Origin of the sequence: Paenibacillus sp. FSL R10-2771 (genome assembly GCF_038000205.1) — a bacterium.
GTDB classification, from domain to species: Bacteria; Bacillota; Bacilli; order Paenibacillales; family Paenibacillaceae; genus Paenibacillus_AQ; species Paenibacillus_AQ phytohabitans.
Map to the genome: position 1 here is coordinate 1 of NZ_JBBOBM010000001.1, position 16,833 is coordinate 16,833.

Below are 16,833 nucleotides of genomic sequence, written 5' to 3' on the forward strand. Positions count from 1 at the left end.
CACGACCGTTAAGCCCTCCAGCGCCGATGGTACTTGGACCGAAGGGTCCTGGGAGAGTAGGACGCTGCCAAGCGGACAATATTCCCTGATAGCTCAGTTGGTAGAGCACTCGACTGTTAATCGAGTTGTCACAGGTTCGAGTCCTGTTCGGGGAGCCATGCTCTCATAGCTCAGCAGGTAGAGTGCTTCCATGGTAAGGAAGAGGTCACCGGTTCGAATCCGGTTGAGAGCTCCACAGATTTACTAAGGCCCGTTGGTCAAGGGGTTAAGACACCTCCCTTTCACGGAGGTAACATGGGTTCGAATCCCATACGGGTCACCAATTTTTATACCCCTTTGGGTCACCATACATATGGAGGCTTAGCTCAGCTGGGAGAGCATCTGCCTTACAAGCAGAGGGTCGGGGGTTCGAACCCCTCAGCCTCCACCATAATTTTCTTGATATTTGTGGGAGATTGTGGGCATTATATAGGTATCTATTGTAGGGGATTCGCCAAGCGGTAAGGCAACGGACTCTGACTCCGTCATCATAGGTTCGAATCCTATATCCCCTGCCAATTGCGAGCCATTAGCTCAGTTGGTAGAGCACCTGACTTTTAATCAGGGTGTCGAAGGTTCGAGTCCTTCATGGCTCACTTTTATTAGTTTTATGCGCGTGTGGCGGAATGGCAGACGCACCAGACTTAGGATCTGGCGTCGTAAGACGTGGGGGTTCAAGTCCCTTCACGCGCACCACTTGTTTGCGGACGTGGCTCAGCGGTAGAGCATCGCCTTGCCAAGGCGAGGGTCGCGGGTTCGATTCCCGTCGTCCGCTCCATAATTTTTGCGCCCTTAGCTCAGCTGGATAGAGCGTTTGACTACGAATCAAAAGGTCGGGAGTTCGAATCTCTCAGGGCGCGCCATTTATAACTTCATCGGGATGTAGCTCAGCTTGGTAGAGCACCTGGTTTGGGACCAGGGGGTCGCATGTTCAAATCGTGTCATCCCGATATTTCACCTTTGCGGGTGTAGTTCAATGGTAGAACTTCAGCCTTCCAAGCTGATAGCGTGGGTTCGATTCCCATCACCCGCTCCATATTAAATTTCATAGTTTCGGGATGTAGCTCAGCTTGGTAGAGCACCTGGTTTGGGACCAGGGGGTCGCATGTTCAAATCGTGTCATCCCGATAACACAGCTAATAGCTGGCAATGAACTCTTACTTCGGTAAGAGTTTTTTGTTGCGTTATTAAAGGAACATATGTTCCTTTAATCGTCTAAAAAAAAGACAACCTCTGCCGGGATGCCGATCCTTGCATAATAGCTCTGTAAAGATTCATCCTGCTCGATAGAAGTTCCAGCGGATAGCAGCTTCACTGCGAATATATTAGCCTGACGCTCCAGCTTCCCCGGTGAGAAAAAAGAGTTTTCCTCCAGGAAAAAACGGTTGACCCCTTTATGCAGACGGTCATGAGCCAATTCATGCGCACATACAAACCGCTGCCACTCCAGAGGCAGCTCATTATGAATGACGATAAACCTTCTTCTTAACTTACGGTAATACAAGCCCTTGGTGCCTTCGCCCAGATTGATGAATCTGATGTGAATGCCGAGGGCCCCAGCCAGCTCGAAGGGGTTGTTGGTTTTATATTTTTTGACCAGACGCTTGATTAGCTCATCCATATTCTTCACCCGCAGCATGTTAATAGTTGTATGATTGCCTGGCTATTCCTTCGTACCTGAATCGTGCTTGGGCTTGGTTCTTTTGTTCATCTGCTTGGCCTCCCAGAATAGGCCTGTTAATACATCCTTGATCCGCTGCTTATCCTCCTTGTTCAGTGGGATTCCGTCGAACATCAGCTCGCCATCATCCTCAAGCATTTGACGGAAATCCCGTTTATCCTTACTCGTAGCCCATGCGGGCACTAACCCTCCAGTACTGCTCTGTGATTCGGTTAAATGACCGGCATGGCCCATAAGCTCCTCATAAGAGACATCGGTCGCTTCAGCAATCTTACGCAGTGTAGCCGGCTTAGGGACGCCCCGCAGTCCATTCTCTATCCGCGAAATTTGTGCTCCGCTAATCCCGGCAAGGGATGCCAACTGATTGATTGTCAGTCCCTTTCCTTCCCGTAGCTGTTTCAGATAGTTCCCGAATTCCTCTGCCATCGTTAACCACTCCTTATCACCTAATAAGCTGTTGCTATTAATATAAGCTATTTATGCCAATAGGTAAACAATAAAGCGGCTATTATTGCCAAAAGGTAAGATAAATAATGAATATAGCTTGTTTATGCTCTAAAACGGGCCTAAATGGCATTTTACGGAATTGGCAGATAAGTGGTATATTATTGAAAAATGCGAACAACATACGAACAAGTAGAATTCTACCACATTTCGCTGGAAAGGTCCGCAATAAAGTTCTCAAATCTGTATGACATCAAAAGGAGTGGTTAACATGATGATTCTAGCTTCGCTGCCCGAGCTTGACCGCCGTCTTACTCAGGTCACTATAGAGAATATGCTGGAGAAATACCGTATTTTTAAGACCGTAACTTTCGAGGCTAAAGAGGCCGGGATTACGTACTCCTATACGGAAAGATTCCATGGCGCGACTAACTCGGTTACGGATCAGACGGCGGCCATAGCAACTCATAACGTGGATGTGCCAGCTGCAAGAAGAGCATACTGTGCAATGATAGATTCCGTAGTAGAGAGACTTACACTTAGAGAACAGCAGCTTGTGCGGGAGCGTTACTTGCGCAGAGAGGAGAGCTACGACTACACGATCTATAATCATGTGTTTGATCCCCCGGTGAGCAAGGACACTTATGTGAAAATAAGGTCGAAGGCGTTCTATAAGATGGCGCTGGCGCTCGCAGATCTGCAGTTGTTGTCATTAGCTTCGCTAGAGAAAACATCAGGGACCCGCAAGTAGAAATAGCAGACTGCCTGCTGAAGCTGAAGCGCTTCACGTTTAGATAATAAGTAGTGCACGAAGCCGTGTTGCCCAATGGGTGATGCGGCTTTTTTTGCGGCACCACTGGTACCTCCTTTTTTCATCCCAAGGGTCTCCGGAAGTTAGTCCTTTCTCCTCTATAATAGCGTCTGCGCAAGGATTCAAAGGGTCTATATTTATAACATGGCAAATGAAGCAGAAGGACACCGCAGGAGCATGAATGCTCTACAAGATACAGTCCCTTGGTGGCTGAGGCACAAGTGTGGTGGAAGTTCCTTCAGCAGTTGCCTAATACAAGCGGATATTATTCTTGTCAGGATAGTATCCGTTGTGATTCCAGGAAGGGGGGAGGGATTATCACAACTAATCTTGAGAGGAATGAAATCATGACTGTACAACAATTGCGGGAGAACATCACAGATGCGCTGGCACAGTTTTATCCGGATGTACCTGTCTATGTGGAAGGGGACAAGCCGCAGTCAGCCTACTTCAAACCGGAGCTCATCTCAGCAACGTACGACCGGCAGCGGGAAGGCCGATATATGGCGGTGTACCGCTTCGGTATCCGCTACGAGCAGGGAAGTCTGCTGGATGCAGAGAGCATGGCGGACGGCTTGTGTGAAGCGCTGGCGGCCAGGGAAAGCGGGAATTCTTCTTTTCGTGTGATTCGCCAGTCATGGGAGGCAGGAGCAGAGGGACATGGGCCGCTGTTCACAGTGGACTATATGCTCTATCTCCAGAAGCAGAAGCAGCCGCAGGGCGAGTCAGAACTGATGGGTCACTTCACAGAAGGAGCACGGCTGAAATGAGTTCAAAGGAAACGAATGCAAGTGAACTGAAGCGGGGCGGGGAAGAGCAGAATGCTTTTGGCAAGAAGCAGATTATGGGTTCTGTCGTATACACGCCGAAGGAAAAAGATGTACTGGAAGTAGTTCTGCAAGAGAGCGGGAGCTACACCCTGGAAGAGGCTAAGCAATTAATGGAGCTTTATCTAAATAAGGAGGTTATCTAATGGCTGGAGGAACATGGACAACACAAAACAAGGTGCGTCCGGGGGTATATGTAAATGTGGCTTCGAACGGAAGCGTGTCAGGTAAAATGGGGGAACGCGGTACGGCGGCCCTGGCGCTTACGCTGCCTTGGGGACAAGCTGGAGTCATTCTTAAGCTTACTGCCCAGGATGATTTCAAGCAGAAGCTAGGGTTTGATCTGACAGATTCGCAGCTGCTGCCGGTAAGAGAGGTGCTGAAACGGGCAGGTACGCTGCTGCTCTACCGCTTGAATCAGGGAGTTAAGGCTACTGTCACCAATAACGGGGTTCAGGCTACAGCGCTGTATGGTGGGGAACGCGGAAACGCACTCAAGATCGTTATCGAAAAGAATATCGACGACAACGCTCAGTTCGATGTGCGGACTTTGCTTGAGAATACAGAGGTGGACAAGCAGACAGTAGCTGCGGCTGCCGGGCTGACTGCGAACGACTATGTAGAATTTAAGCCGAATGGACCCGGTGCGCTGACATTAACAGCTGGAATGCCGCTTGTAAGCGGTGCGAATGGTACGGTAACGAATGCAGAACATAGCGACTTCCTGGCGGCGCTGGAGGTTCAGGACTTCCAGACTGTGGGGCTGGTATCCGAGGATAACACACTCAAGGCGCTATATAGCGCTTATGTGAAGCGTCTGCGCAATACGGAAGGCAAGAAGGTCCAGGCGGTATTGTCCGATTATGCTACGGCTGACCATGAGGGCATTATCAGTGTGGCAAACGGTGTAGTGCTGAGTGATGGAACCGTGGTGGATAAAGCGCATGCCGTGGCTTGGGTAGCCGGTGCTACTGCCGCCGCTGCAGTGAACGAATCTCTGACTTATCAGGCCTATGATGATGCCGTTGACGCGGATGTGCGCTTCAGCCATTCCGAGACCGTAGCCGCGCTTACAGACGGTGAACTGCTCTTTACGTATAATGGCGGCCGGGCTGTGGTCGAGCAGGATATCAACACGTTCACTTCCTTTTCACCAGACAAGGGGAAGGCATTCTCCAAAAACCGTGTGCTGCGCGTGCTGGATGGAATCGCCGGAGATTTGAAGCGGATTTTTGAGAATTACTTCATCGGTAAATTGCCGAATAATGAAGACGGGCGTGCGCTGTTCTGGTCGCAGTGCGTTACCTATATGAATGATCTGCAGAACCTGGGGGCGATTGAGAACTTCAACGCACAGAGCGATATTGTAGTTACCCCGGGAGCGGACAGTGACAGTGTTGTACTGGATGTGGCTGTGAAGCCGGTGGATTCCGTAGAAAAAGTATATATGAAAGTGAAGGTGGTTTAAGATGACATTCTTGAAAGCCAGCGATACGCTATCCGGCCAGGAGGGCCGGGCCTATGCCACAATTAACGGACAGACGGAAGAAATGTTCTATGTAAAAACGCTGGAGGCCACGGTGGAGAAGCAGAAGGCGGAAGTGAAAACGCTTGGCCGCCGCGGGGTGCAGCATAAGGCAACCGGATGGTCGGGCAGCGGTACGATGACGATTTTCTATATGACGAGCCGTTTCCGCCAAATGATGCTGGAATACATGAAGACGGGGATTGACCAATATTTCAGTATTATTGTGACGAATGAAGATCCGTCCTCTACAGTTGGCGCGCAGCGCATCATGCTGAAGGATGTTAATCTGGACAGTGTCATTATGGCCTCGCTGGATACGGAATCGGATGCGCTTGAGGAAGAGGTCAGCTTTACCTTTGAGGATGTGGAATTGGTTCAGCCCTTCAGTGCCCCGGCAAATTCCGGCCAATAAGATTAAGCAGGCATATCCATAGACAACAGCTGGAAAGACCCGGGCGTATTATATGGCGGCGGGTCTCTTCTTTTGTTGATACACAATAAGAATCCGGGAGGAACAACATGAGTGAATTAAGTTTGTTTTTTGCACAAAATGCGGCATGTGATACAACAGAGGAGTTTGTGGTCTCGCAACGTTTCAAGGATAAGGAAGGTAAAGCTGCCGTCTGGAAGCTGCGCAGCATGAATGAGGATGAGAACCAGGAATGCCGCAAAGCCGCAACCCGCAAGGTCAAAGGAAAAAACGGCACCTACACCACAGAGATTGATCCCAATGAGTATATGGCCAAGCTGATGACAGCAAGCGTAGTGCATCCGGATCTGAAGAATACCGAGCTGCAGCGTTCTTATGGGGTGATGGGGGCCGAATCACTGCTGCGCAAAATGCTGCTGCCCGGTGAGTTCGCGGCGCTTGGAGAGCGGGTACAGGCCCTGAACGGCTTCGCTACAGATATGAACGAGCTGGTAGATGACGTAAAAAACTAATCAACGAGGGCGATGGTGAGGCCAATCTGGCCTACTACGCCCTCCACGAGCTGCATATTCTGCCGCATGAGCTGATGAAGCTCTCCGTCCGCGAACGTGCGGCGATCTATGCCATGATTGCTGTGCGCGTGGACAAGGAGAAGCGGGAGCGCGCCCGGAGTAAGGGGAAGAAGAGATGAAGGGGGTGAATGAATGGAAATTACGAGTACAGCATTGGTTCCCGTAACAGCATTAACCGTCTGGCAAAATGTGAACTCACAGTGGGACCGGCTGAACCAGAATTTTAACCGGGCCAGCCACTCGCTGGGTGATCTGCAGCAGATACTGGAGCGGGTGTATGAAGAGAAAAACAAGTCTTTCATGGAAGGGTTCATGCAGTCTCAGGAAGCGGCCAGACGGATCGCGGATGAAGGTGACTCTTCCAGGTCCCGCCGCTCTGCGGGCAGTTCTAACGATGACGATCCGGATAATAACGGTGTCCGGAATGCCAAAAGCGGATTCATGGGTGAAGTTCAAAAAATAATGAAGGCACTGGACGTAGGCGGATTCGAACTAATCACTTACGTTGGGGATAAAGCCATAGGTTATATGCAGAACAAGAAGAAGGAAGCTGCAGCGGAAAAGGAACAAAAGGCAGCAGAAAAGGCACGGAAAGCAGCGGAGCCGGGATTCCTCTCCAAAACGAAGGACTCCTTGGGTTCACTGGACCTTGGCGGTGTGTTCGATAAGGTTAAGTCTCTGGGTACGAAAGCGATAGCTGCGAACGCAACGGAAGAAGATAAGGGGAAATGGAACAAGCTGCAGGGCAACATGGATAGCGCAGTTGAAATGATGGGTCAAAAAGCCATCGTTGCGTTGCGTCCGATTCTGGATACCTTGAATAATGCATTTCAGTCTGAAGGAATGTCTACTGCACTAAATCTGATCGCGAATGCATTCTTGGTAATAGCTGCTGTGATTGGAGAAGTTGTAAATGGCATCTTGTATATGTTTACAGCGTTCCAGGAGAACTGGGATGTTGTAGGGCCGATCCTTGCGGCCATTGCCATTGTCTTCATAGCTGCAATGATTGTGCAGTTATATAATCTTGCTGCCGCGTGGCTTGTAGGCATGTGGCCGATCCTTTTAATTGTTGCGGCTGTAGCGCTGCTTATCTATATTCTTCAACAAGCAGGTGTGTCCGTAAACGAGGTAGTGGCTTTTATCGGGGGAGCTTTTGGCTGGCTGCGGGCAACGATAGAGAATTTTGTTATCGGTCTCTATAATAACTTCGTTTCATTTGCAGACTTCTTCCGTAACTTGTTTATTGATCCGACATATGCGGTTCAGAAGCTGTTTTATGACCTGGCAACGAATTTCCTGGGCTTCATTTACCAAATGGCGTTAGGTGTTGAAAGCTTTGCAGGCGGTTTCGTAAAGGCCATAGCAGAAGGCATCAATTTTGTACTTAAGGGAATTCAAGTTATGGCAGGGTGGTTAAGCAAATTCCCCGGTTTTGAATTTCTGGCCGATTTCAAACCTAACTTTCTTGAAGCAGAGAATCCGCATGTCTTCAGTGATATGGTTAAGAATGCTCAAGGTACCCTGGTAGAGCCTACATCAACTAAGGATGTATACAATACCCCAAAGAAAAAATTTGTGGATACCGTCCAGGCTGTAGAGGAGTACAAGGACAAAACATTAGCTGTAGTCAATAAATTCAATACCAAGCTGGATCAGGCTAAGCCTAAAGATGATAAATCCCAGAATCCTGCTCAAGCCGCTGCAGCGAACATCAACAGCGTCAACAAAGTGGGCGAAGTAGGTTCTATTAATGAAAAGGTGGATATCTCAAGTGATGACCTGGACATGCTGCGGGAGCTGGCGGAGATTCAGTCGATTCAGAATTTTGTCGAGCTGACGCCAACTGTGCAGGTAACAACGGGTAATATTAATAACTCCGGCGATATTGACTCCATCATCACGAAGATCGGGCAAAAGCTGAAAGAGGAATTTGTCTCTACGGCCCAGGGGGTGTACACGTAACATGGAGGAGTATGGGTTCTATCTTAGCTTCAACAACTATGAAGAGGTGATCCGGCTTCCGGTTAACCCTGAGACCCTCGAGATCAAAGAGAATGGCGACAGCAAGAGCTATACGGTCATTGATTTTGGCGAGATCAATGCTATTGCCTATCCGAAGCTGACGGAGATCACCATTGAGAGTATTTTTCCGGCTCAGTATTATCCGTTTGTGGTGTATTCGGGAGAGAATGCCGGCAAGCTGCTGAAGCCCTATGAATATGTGGAGCTGATCCGGAAATGGATGCTGAGCCGCAGGCCGGTCCGGTTTGTTTTCTCGGGGCTGAAGGCGGTGAATATGCAGGATACGCAGACTCCAGATTGGCTGAAGCAGGCGAATACGCAGGCGCAGCAGACTTTTACCGGGGACATTGGCATCAATATGGCGGTCAGCATTGAAAGCTTCTCCTGGAAGCTGAGTGCGGGTTCTTCCGGGGATATCGAGTATACTATCGGTCTCAAAAAATATGTGTTCTACCAGGCGTTAGCCATGAAGGTTGACAACAAGGGTGAAGTGAAGACGCAGCAGAAACGGGCAAGCGAGAAGACAGCTCCCGCCACTTATACGATCAAAGCCGGGGATACCCTCTGGTCTATTGCTCAAAAGCACCTGGGTGACGGCAGCAAAAGCAAAACTCTGCAAAAGCTTAACAGTATCCCGGACAGTGAACTGAAGAAGCTTAAAATCGGCAGAGTGATTAAGCTGTCGTAGGAGGCCATGGCGATGGAATTAATAGTAATCAATAAAGAAGGCGCGATCTGGGATGTTTCCGGGATTGCCACTGATATCTCATGGAAAACCACGCGTACCGGAAAGCCTGCCACACTAGAGCTTACGCTGGCGGACAGCGGGATTTATCAGCATGCGAAGTTCGGCATCAGTAACGGGGATATTGTGCAGTTCAGGAAAGACGGGATTGATGTATTCTACGGATTCGTCTTCAGCATCGATACGGGAGCGAATCAGGAAATTAAGCTGACGGCGTATGACCAGATCCGTTATCTGCTGGGCAACGGCAGCTACGTGCTGCAGGATATTACTGCAAGTGAGCTGATCCGCAAAGTCGCTACAGACTATGGCCTTCGGCTCGGAGTGCTGGACCCGGCGAAGTACACGATTCCCTCCCTGATCGAGGATAATAAAAAATTGCTTGATATTATTATGGGCGCCATCGGCAGCGAGCTGCAGTATATGGGCCAGCTGATGGCTTTTTATGATGATTTCGGAAAGCTGACCCTGCGTGCGCCTCAGGCAATGCTGCTGAATGTGATCCTTGGTGCTGGTCATTATCTGTATGATTATTCGCTTAAAAGAAGCATTGACGATGATACGTACAATACGATCCTGCTCTATCAAGACAATGAGGAAACCGGCAAACGTGAGTTTTTCCCGGCAACGGATAAGGAAAATGTGGAACGCTGGGGAATTCTTCATCTGTACCAGAAGGCGGATGACAAGGCGAATGCTGCGCAAATCCAGGAGAAGGCAGGCAATCTGCTCAAGCTGCATAACCGCGAGAAGCTTAGCCTCTCTGTACAAGCGATTGGTGATATTCGGGTCCGGGCCGGGAATTTCATCTATGTACTGCTTGATGAGTTTGAGACGCAGCTGTTTCTGGTCGACCAATGCAGCCATAAGATTTCAGGCGGGGAGCATACGATGTCCCTAGACATTAAGGTGGTGTAGAAGACATGCTCGATATTATTAAACAAGCAAGCCTCGGGGCCGTATCGAATACGAATCCGGTGGCTTTTTCTTATGGAACGGTAGTCGGGGCACAGCCGTTGCAGATCCAGGTGGAGCAGCGGTTCATTCTGACTGGACCGGCGCTGGTTGTGCCAGAGTCCGTGATGGAGAGCAAGGCAGTGCTTGAGGGCAGAGAGATCTTGCTCCGCCGGGGTCTGGCAGCGGGTGACCGCGTGCTGCTCGTCCGGATGCAGGGCGGGCAGAGCTATATCGTTCTGGATCGGCTGGTGGACCTATGATCCCGGCAATCGGCAGATCGGGTCCGGTTACGGCAGCTCTTGAGGGGAGTGCAACAGCTTCAGGCATTAGCCCCAGCCTAACGTACCGGATGGATTTTGAGCACAAGCGGATAGCCGGACGTATGGATGGACTTGAGGCAGTGAAACAGGCAGCAGTTAAGGTGCTGCAGACCGCCCGTTTCGAGCATTTGATCTATAGTCCAAACTACGGAACGGAATGGAGTCTCGTACTGGGACAGGACAGGCTGCTGGCCCGGCCGGAGCTGCGCAGAATCGTAAGTGAGGCGCTGCTTCAGGATGAGCGGATTCAGCAGCTTGAGGATGTGGAAATTCTTTTTAACGGTGATACGGTAAGCTTCAGCTGCACAGCTGTCACGGTTTACGGCAATTTTGAACTGAGAAAGGAGGAGATTGCCGGTGTATGAAGATCAGACCTATGAGGCCCTGCTCGAACGCATGCTGGACCGGGTTCCGGAAGGGATGGACAAGCGCGAGGGAAGCATTATTTATGATGCACTCGCTCCGGCGGCGGCCGAAATGGCCCAGATGTATATTGAGCTTGAGGTCAGCAATAATCTGTATTTCCCTGATACAGCGGGTGGTGAGTATCTGGAACGCAGCATTGCCTGGACGGGAATCACCCGTCACCCCGCAGGAAAAGCGCAGCTGAGCGGAAAGTTCTATACCAGCGGAGGGGAACTGCTGGATGTTCCTCTGGGCAGCCGGTTTTCGCTGGGCTTGCTCAACTATAGCGCGGCGGAGAAGCTGTCACCCGGAACGTACAGTCTCGAAAGTGAGACCGCCAGTGCAGAGGGGAATCAGTACTCGGGTGCGCTGCTGCCCATCGATTATATCCCGGGGCTGGCACGTGGGGAGATTACGGCACTGCTCGTTCCCGGTACGGATGCGGAGTCAGATGAGGCGCTGCGCCAGCGGTACTTTGATTCGGCAAGACGGCCTTCGACGAGCGGCAATAAATATCATTATATGGAATGGGCACAGGACATCCAGGGCGTAGGGGGAGCGCGGGTCTTTCCGCTATGGGCCGGACCGAAGACGGTCAAAGTGGTCATTGTAAATGCGGAGCATAAGCCTGCTTCCGCGCTGCTGGTCTCTCAAGTGCAGCAATACATTGATCCTGCTCCGGGACTTGGCGAAGGACAAGCTCCGGTGGGAGCTGTAGTGACGGTGGAATCGGCCACAGGCAAAACCATTAACGTCACTGCCAGGGTTACACTGGCAGCGGGTTATGCGCTGCAGCCGGTCATTAATGCTTTTACAGCGATTCTGGAGAAATACCGCAAAGAGAAGGCTTTTGCCGCCACCTATATCAGTCAATCCGTAGTTGGATCGCTGCTGCTGGATACCGAGGGTGTTATGGATTATAGCGGTCTGAAGCTGAACGGCGGGACGGGAAATGTGACTCTAAACGAAACTGAAGTGCCGCTATTCGGCAATGTCGTACTGGAGGTGTAGCGATGGGATATCCGGAGCAGATTGACGTCTTTCAGGACAAGTTGAACAAAAAAGCAAACGGCAGCAGCTATGTCGTCGAGGAGAAGCTTCTTCTTGCAGGCGGTGTATACAGCGGGCTTCTTGCCCACGATAACATCAATAATCAGACCCTATCCGTCTATACAGGCTCACGTTATAGCGGGACTGAGGTGCGGAATTACTCGGTGTCTTTTCCTGACGAGGCGCCTTGGCGGCGGATGATTAAGATCTATGCCGATGTGCCGGAAGTGTATGTGACTTACGAAACGCCGGGAGATACGGTGGAAGCGGATGATGTGAATCAGCTGCAGACAGGGCTGACAGCCACGCAGAGTGAGCTGGAGCGTTATAAAAAGGCCGGGCTGATTGACGGCGGATCTTTCAAAAGAGAGGTGTAAAATGGCACAAACTATTCAAGTGAAACGCGGTACGCGGGCAGAGCTGTCCACTTACGGGACGCTGAAGGCCGGCGAAATGGGCTTTTGTACAGACACGAAAGAGATGTATATCGGAGATGGTAGCTCCAATTCCATGGTCGGACGGGCGTTGTCCGGTCCAGAAGCTTCGCGTCCTGCGGCAGCGTCAGTGGGCCGGCTGTATTATGTGAGCAGCGGAAGTAACAGCGGTTATTTGTACTTTGATGAGGGGGCGGCCTGGCGCCGGGTGAATGCGCAGAAATTAACAGATCTGACCGGCACCGTGGATGATATCGCAGACGGCACTACCTATGCCAAAGTACTCAAGGCGGACATCACTGCAGGTCATCCCAATAAGGTGTCGGACGGCACCAATACGAAGACCGCAGCAGAGATCAAAACCCATATCGACGATGCCACTAAGCACCGGTTGATCAATGATACGGGTACGGCAATTACAGATCTGTGGTCTGCGCAAAAAATCAAAAATGAGATTGAGCTGGCTAAGCATAATATTGAGCCTCAGGCTTCGGTCAAGGATCAGAATCTGACCGCTCCGCCGGCCAGTCCGGTTGAAGGTGAACGGTATATCATCCCGGCTGGAGCTACCGGTGTATGGGCAGGGAAAACCAATCAGGTCGCAGAGTACCAATCTGCGGTCTGGGTGTATTATGTTCCTGCGGTCGGCTGGACGGCTTATGTGGATGATGAACAGAAAATTTACAGCTGGAACGGGACCGCCTGGGTGCGGACGGGCGGGGCGCTACAGACTATTACTGCGGGGAGCGGACTCATCGGCGGCGGACAAGCTGATGCGGTGACGCTGAATATCGGAGCGGGCAACGGGATTACGGTAAGTGCGGATGCAATTGCTGTCACAGCAGGCAAAGGAATTACTGTAGATGCGGCAGGTGTTGCAGCCAACGTGGACGGAAGCAGCATTGTGTATGATGCGGGCAACGGCAACCGGCTGACAGTGGGCAGTATAGATGGCGGAACATTCTAGGGGGCGGTGACCATGGCACTGAAGACATTGATTCAAATCCGCCGCGGCCTGGAAAGTGCGCTGGGTACGCTTGCCGCAGGCGAACTGGGCTACTGCACCGATACAGGCAAGCTCTACATTGGGAACGGCAGCAGCAATTTGCTGCTGGTAGCCGCCCAAAGCACCGGCGACATGCTGAAGAGCATCTATGATACCAATAACAATGGCAAGGTCGATTACGCGCAGGTTGCGGATAGTGTGCCTTGGTCCGGTGTGGACGGCAAGCCATCCGTATTCCCGCCGGCGGCCCATACGCATGAGTATATGCCCAAAGGTCCGCTAACCTGGAATCAGCTTAAGGGGGTGTAGCCGTGGCCTACGGAGACAGTATATATGGCCTTTTGGAGTATTCGACAGATGGTGTGACGGGGGAGGGGCCGGAGGTTAATATCCCGGATCTGATGAAGTACCTGCCGGAGTATTACCAGGGCGTGCCCGAGATGGAGCAGCTGCAGGCGAGCGCCGGTGCGCAGTGCGGTGAGCTTGCCTATGCGATGGCTGACAGCGATGCGCAGAAGGCTCTGGAGTCTGCAACGTGGAGTCTGTCCCGCTGGGAGCGGATGCTGGCGCTGACTTCGGATACGGGCAAGTCTTACGCAACCCGCCGGGAGATGATCAAGGCCAAGCTGCGGGGTAGCGGAACGACCACGCCGGAGATGATCCGGCGGACGGCATCCGCTTTTTCCGGCGGGGATGTTGAGGTGGTGGAGGTGCCTGGAGCGTACAGCTTCGAGGTGCGTTTCGTCGGCACGCTGGGTATCCCCGCCAATATGGCGGGTCTGATCCAGATCATGGAGGAGATTAAACCGGCACATCTGGATTATAGCTTCGTGTACAGCTACACCTGGTGGGACTCTGTTATGAAGCTTACCTGGAATAGTGCACATGCCAGAACCTGGAACGAATTAAGAGTATACGAATAGGAGTGTGAGCGATGAAAACAACGGGGAATTTGGGGCTGAAAAAGCCGGATGGTACAGACATTGTAGATATTACGGATTTGAACGGCAATATGGATATTCTGGACACAGCCGTCAAGGCTGTGCAGGATCATGCCGCAGATGCGGTCAAGCATATCACGGCTGCTGAGCGCACCGGTTGGAATGCCAAGGCATCCACCGCAGCCGCTACTGCGTCCGCCGCCGGGCTGATGGCTGCAGCGGATAAGGCGAAGCTGGACGGCGTGGCTGCCGGGGCGAATAATTATGTTCATCCCAATCATACCGGGGATGTAACCAGCACGGGGGATGGCGTAACGGCGATTGCTCCGGGGGTGATTGTGAATGCGGACGTTAATGCCGCTGCAGCGATTGATGCGACTAAGATCGGGACGGGTGTTGTGTCTAATGCGGAGTTTGGGTATTTGGATGGGGTGACGTCGGGGATTCAGGGGCAGCTGAATGGGAAGTCGAATCTGACTACTACACCTCAGCAGACGACGGCCGATATTACCTATTATGTCCGGACGGATGGGAATGATGGGAATACGGGGCTGGGGAATAGTGCGGGCGGGGCATTTAAGACGATCAGCAAGGCAATCAGTATGGTCCCTCAGACGGTTAATCACACTGTTTCAGTCAATGTTGCGGTGGGAACATATGCGGAAGACGTCTTAATGAGTGGTAAACAAGGCGGTGGGTATGTAAACATTACAGGTACATCCGCAATTGTACAGTCAATCACGTTGGAAAGATGTTTGCGTGTTCTGGTCACAGGGTTCACGGCAACCTCTATGACAAAGACCGCCTTTTTCGCCTATGACGGTGGGACAGTTGATTTTAAAAGCTGCGTATCTACGGTTGCGGCGGCAACGGATGGCATAGCTTTTTATAATCAAAAAGGGATGATCGAAAACTGCACAATATCGAACCATGAAATAGCTATTCATACGGATCGAGCCCAAGTCACAATTAATTCCTGCAACGGTGTGAACAATGTTACATCAATCCTGCCTGCCAGCAGTTCAGTTGTTACGTACGGGGGTGCGATACCGAGCGGTATTGTACACAATAGCTTTGGCGGTATAGTTAACCCATGGGGAGATAATACCAATGCATTAAGGCCTTCTGGTGAACTATCGCGGGGGAACAATACGACCACGCAATCTTTTACAGCTAACGCATGGCAGAAACTACTCTTCACTACTAATTTCGCGAATCAAAAAGGAATTGTTGATTTAACGAATTCAAGGTTTGTAGTTCCGGAGAGCGGCACATATATGGTTTGCATACGGTTCGCTCTTACATTTTCTGCATCATCGTTTAATGAAAGGATTCTTGGAGGCATATTTATCGACGGGAATTTTAACGCTCTTATAGCTGCTGGACATGTATTGGCAGGTACTCCTGGTGGACATGCGACGGGTGCTGCTCAGTTGTATTTGGGTGCGGGAGCAGTTGTCACCTTCCATGTACTCCCATCAATTTCATGCACTGTAGATAATAACGGAGTATATACACATGCATCAATAATTAGAGTTGCATAAAGGAGGAAACCTGATGAATATAGCACTAGCAATCATGTATCTATACCCAGACGCCAACCCAATGCAGGATTTCATCGTCCAGGACAACGGCCCAGAACCCGTCCTGCGGCCCGGAGCCGAAGAAAAAGGCCGTGTCCGCTACGAAATCAAATCGCCAGAATTCGGCGAAGAACCGGTTGAGGGTATCCATTACTGCTTCGGCATCGACTACAATCTTCTAGTAGAAGGCGAAGACTACGATCTCGTAGAGCGCGGACCTTTTATCGCGGTGTGGAATCTGCTGGATCCACAGCCGACAGAAGCTGAACTTCAAGCAGCCTGGGAAGCGTACCAGGAAGCTGAGGCTAATAAGCCAGTGGAGCTGACGGAGATTGAGCAACTGCAACAAGAAAATCTGCTGCTGAAAGCTCAGAACAATGCGCTATCCGAACGGGCGGATTTCATTGAAGACATTATTGCCGAAATGGCAATGCAGGTCTATCAATAATGCCTCGTCTTTTATAAGCTCATGCTCATATGGAAAGGTGGTGAGGATATAATGGCATTATTTTTTGCACAACGCGTAACCCTGGGTAAAACCAAGTATAGTGAAGTCCCTTCCACACTTAAGCTGGCAGTTAAAGAAATTTTGGCAGATAGCGGCCTTGAGTTTCTTGTAACCGAAGAATAGATAACCGCAGGCGCCCTATAAGGCGTTTTTATTTTGCCCCCGGCCCGTACGGGGGCATTTCTTTTACCAACTCAGAAGGGAGTGAAGCAATGGACAGCAACGATGTTGCGAATTTGGAGAAGCTGCTGCCTTTGGCAGATAAGTATGGGCTGGCCTACATCATCGCTTTGATTCTGCTAATGATTTTTCTTGTGCTTTTGCGGTCGATTGTGAAGGGGAATCTGGTGCCGCGTGAACTGCTGGAGCGTGCCGAGGAAGACAGGGACAGGCTGCAGAACATCCTCGACAAAGAGCGGTCCGACTTCATGGCACCGACACTTGAAGTGCTGCAGCGATTGAAGATCGACCATTCAGCGGGCAACAAGAATTCGGATGGTATTAATGAAGAAGACAGGGGGGGATAA

At 50.9% G+C, this 16,833-nt stretch carries 22 protein-coding genes, 12 tRNA genes and 1 rRNA gene; 33 read left to right on the forward strand and 2 right to left on the reverse strand.

The window, feature by feature from the left end; translation table 11 throughout:
* The 13 genes from rrf to NSU14_RS00060 form a co-directional block, all read left to right on the forward strand.
* A 5S ribosomal RNA gene (gene rrf, locus NSU14_RS35885) occupies positions 1-73 on the forward strand; the annotation flags it as partial.
* 9 nt (positions 74-82) lie between these two features.
* Positions 83-158 (forward strand) — tRNA-Asn (locus tag NSU14_RS00005).
* 1 nt (position 159) lies between these two features.
* Positions 160-235 (forward strand) — tRNA-Thr (locus NSU14_RS00010).
* 12 nt (positions 236-247) lie between these two features.
* A tRNA-Glu gene (locus tag NSU14_RS00015) sits at positions 248-322 on the forward strand.
* Positions 323-354: 32 nt separating this feature from the next.
* A tRNA-Val gene (locus NSU14_RS00020) sits at positions 355-430 on the forward strand.
* Between the two features lie 53 nt (positions 431-483).
* A tRNA-Gln gene (locus NSU14_RS00025) sits at positions 484-557 on the forward strand.
* A 5-nt stretch (positions 558-562) separates the two neighbouring features.
* Positions 563-635: transfer RNA gene (locus NSU14_RS00030), tRNA-Lys, on the forward strand.
* Positions 636-651: 16 nt separating this feature from the next.
* Positions 652-735 (forward strand) — tRNA-Leu (locus tag NSU14_RS00035).
* A 7-nt stretch (positions 736-742) separates the two neighbouring features.
* A tRNA-Gly gene (locus NSU14_RS00040) sits at positions 743-817 on the forward strand.
* An 8-nt stretch (positions 818-825) separates the two neighbouring features.
* Positions 826-902: transfer RNA gene (locus NSU14_RS00045), tRNA-Arg, on the forward strand.
* A 13-nt stretch (positions 903-915) separates the two neighbouring features.
* Positions 916-989: transfer RNA gene (locus tag NSU14_RS00050), tRNA-Pro, on the forward strand.
* A gap of 12 nt (positions 990-1,001) precedes the next feature.
* Positions 1,002-1,075, forward strand: a tRNA-Gly gene (locus NSU14_RS00055).
* Positions 1,076-1,093: 18 nt separating this feature from the next.
* Positions 1,094-1,167 (forward strand) — tRNA-Pro (locus tag NSU14_RS00060).
* 79 nt (positions 1,168-1,246) lie between these two features.
* Here NSU14_RS00060 and NSU14_RS00065 read toward each other — a convergent pair.
* Complete coding sequence (locus tag NSU14_RS00065; protein ID WP_039294354.1) at positions 1,247-1,660, reverse strand: ImmA/IrrE family metallo-endopeptidase; 414 nt, start codon at positions 1,658-1,660, stop codon at positions 1,247-1,249.
* A 42-nt stretch (positions 1,661-1,702) separates the two neighbouring features.
* Positions 1,703-2,146 (reverse strand): helix-turn-helix transcriptional regulator, encoded by a 444-nt coding sequence (locus NSU14_RS00070; protein WP_340941949.1) that lies wholly within the window; start codon positions 2,144-2,146, stop codon positions 1,703-1,705.
* Positions 2,147-2,438: 292 nt separating this feature from the next.
* Here NSU14_RS00070 and NSU14_RS00075 point away from each other — a divergent pair, with 292 nt between their 5' ends.
* From NSU14_RS00075 to NSU14_RS00170, 20 genes are all read left to right on the forward strand, one after another.
* Positions 2,439-2,915 (forward strand): ArpU family phage packaging/lysis transcriptional regulator, encoded by a 477-nt coding sequence (locus NSU14_RS00075; protein ID WP_418794484.1) that lies wholly within the window; start codon positions 2,439-2,441, stop codon positions 2,913-2,915.
* A gap of 407 nt (positions 2,916-3,322) precedes the next feature.
* Complete coding sequence (locus NSU14_RS00080; RefSeq protein ID WP_042140118.1) at positions 3,323-3,745, forward strand: phage tail terminator family protein; 423 nt, start codon at positions 3,323-3,325, stop codon at positions 3,743-3,745.
* Entirely contained in the window at positions 3,742-3,948 is a 207-nt protein-coding gene (locus tag NSU14_RS00085) for a hypothetical protein (RefSeq protein WP_076247153.1), read from the forward strand. Before NSU14_RS00080 ends, NSU14_RS00085 begins: the two co-directional genes overlap by 4 nt.
* Entirely contained in the window at positions 3,948-5,270 is a 1,323-nt protein-coding gene (locus tag NSU14_RS00090) for a phage tail sheath family protein (protein WP_076247150.1), read from the forward strand. The genes NSU14_RS00085 and NSU14_RS00090 overlap by 1 nt, the downstream gene beginning before the upstream one ends.
* Position 5,271: 1 nt before the next feature.
* A complete protein-coding gene (locus NSU14_RS00095) occupies positions 5,272-5,742 on the forward strand; it encodes a phage tail tube protein (protein ID WP_039294168.1) in 471 nt (156 codons plus the stop codon).
* A gap of 107 nt (positions 5,743-5,849) precedes the next feature.
* Positions 5,850-6,272 carry a phage tail assembly chaperone gene (locus tag NSU14_RS00100; RefSeq protein WP_039294170.1) on the forward strand — a complete coding sequence of 141 codons (423 nt, stop codon included), beginning with the start codon at positions 5,850-5,852 and terminating at the stop codon, positions 6,270-6,272.
* Between the two features lie 192 nt (positions 6,273-6,464).
* A complete protein-coding gene (locus NSU14_RS00105) occupies positions 6,465-8,297 on the forward strand; it encodes a hypothetical protein (RefSeq protein ID WP_340941954.1) in 1,833 nt (610 codons plus the stop codon).
* Position 8,298: 1 nt separating this feature from the next.
* A complete protein-coding gene (locus NSU14_RS00110; protein WP_042140114.1) occupies positions 8,299-9,045 on the forward strand; it encodes a LysM peptidoglycan-binding domain-containing protein in 747 nt (248 codons plus the stop codon).
* Between the two features lie 12 nt (positions 9,046-9,057).
* Positions 9,058-10,020, forward strand: coding sequence for an XkdQ/YqbQ family protein (locus NSU14_RS00115; RefSeq protein WP_042140113.1), 963 nt, complete (start codon positions 9,058-9,060; stop codon positions 10,018-10,020).
* A gap of 5 nt (positions 10,021-10,025) precedes the next feature.
* Complete coding sequence (locus NSU14_RS00120; protein ID WP_076247140.1) at positions 10,026-10,319, forward strand: DUF2577 domain-containing protein; 294 nt, start codon at positions 10,026-10,028, stop codon at positions 10,317-10,319.
* Entirely contained in the window at positions 10,316-10,744 is a 429-nt protein-coding gene (locus NSU14_RS00125; protein ID WP_052422123.1) for a DUF2634 domain-containing protein, read from the forward strand. The genes NSU14_RS00120 and NSU14_RS00125 overlap by 4 nt, the downstream gene beginning before the upstream one ends.
* On the forward strand, positions 10,737-11,795 hold the full coding sequence (locus NSU14_RS00130) for a baseplate J/gp47 family protein (protein ID WP_340941961.1): 1,059 nt from the start codon (positions 10,737-10,739) through the stop codon (positions 11,793-11,795). Before NSU14_RS00125 ends, NSU14_RS00130 begins: the two co-directional genes overlap by 8 nt.
* A gap of 2 nt (positions 11,796-11,797) precedes the next feature.
* Complete coding sequence (locus tag NSU14_RS00135; protein ID WP_042140110.1) at positions 11,798-12,211, forward strand: hypothetical protein; 414 nt, start codon at positions 11,798-11,800, stop codon at positions 12,209-12,211.
* 1 nt (position 12,212) lies between these two features.
* Positions 12,213-13,235 (forward strand): DUF2793 domain-containing protein, encoded by a 1,023-nt coding sequence (locus tag NSU14_RS00140; RefSeq protein WP_340941963.1) that lies wholly within the window; start codon positions 12,213-12,215, stop codon positions 13,233-13,235.
* A 12-nt stretch (positions 13,236-13,247) separates the two neighbouring features.
* Complete coding sequence (locus NSU14_RS00145) at positions 13,248-13,583, forward strand: hyaluronate lyase N-terminal domain-containing protein (protein WP_076247129.1); 336 nt, start codon at positions 13,248-13,250, stop codon at positions 13,581-13,583.
* A 2-nt stretch (positions 13,584-13,585) separates the two neighbouring features.
* Positions 13,586-14,197: a putative phage tail protein gene (locus NSU14_RS00150; protein WP_076247127.1), complete on the forward strand. Its 612-nt coding sequence runs from the start codon at positions 13,586-13,588 to the stop codon at positions 14,195-14,197.
* An 11-nt stretch (positions 14,198-14,208) separates the two neighbouring features.
* Entirely contained in the window at positions 14,209-15,759 is a 1,551-nt protein-coding gene (locus NSU14_RS00155; RefSeq protein WP_340941966.1) for a hypothetical protein, read from the forward strand.
* A gap of 13 nt (positions 15,760-15,772) precedes the next feature.
* Entirely contained in the window at positions 15,773-16,246 is a 474-nt protein-coding gene (locus NSU14_RS00160; protein ID WP_340941968.1) for an XkdW family protein, read from the forward strand.
* 51 nt (positions 16,247-16,297) lie between these two features.
* Positions 16,298-16,429, forward strand: coding sequence for a hypothetical protein (locus tag NSU14_RS00165; RefSeq protein WP_340941970.1), 132 nt, complete (start codon positions 16,298-16,300; stop codon positions 16,427-16,429).
* An 89-nt stretch (positions 16,430-16,518) separates the two neighbouring features.
* Positions 16,519-16,833, forward strand: coding sequence for a hypothetical protein (locus tag NSU14_RS00170; RefSeq protein ID WP_039294205.1), 315 nt, complete (start codon positions 16,519-16,521; stop codon positions 16,831-16,833).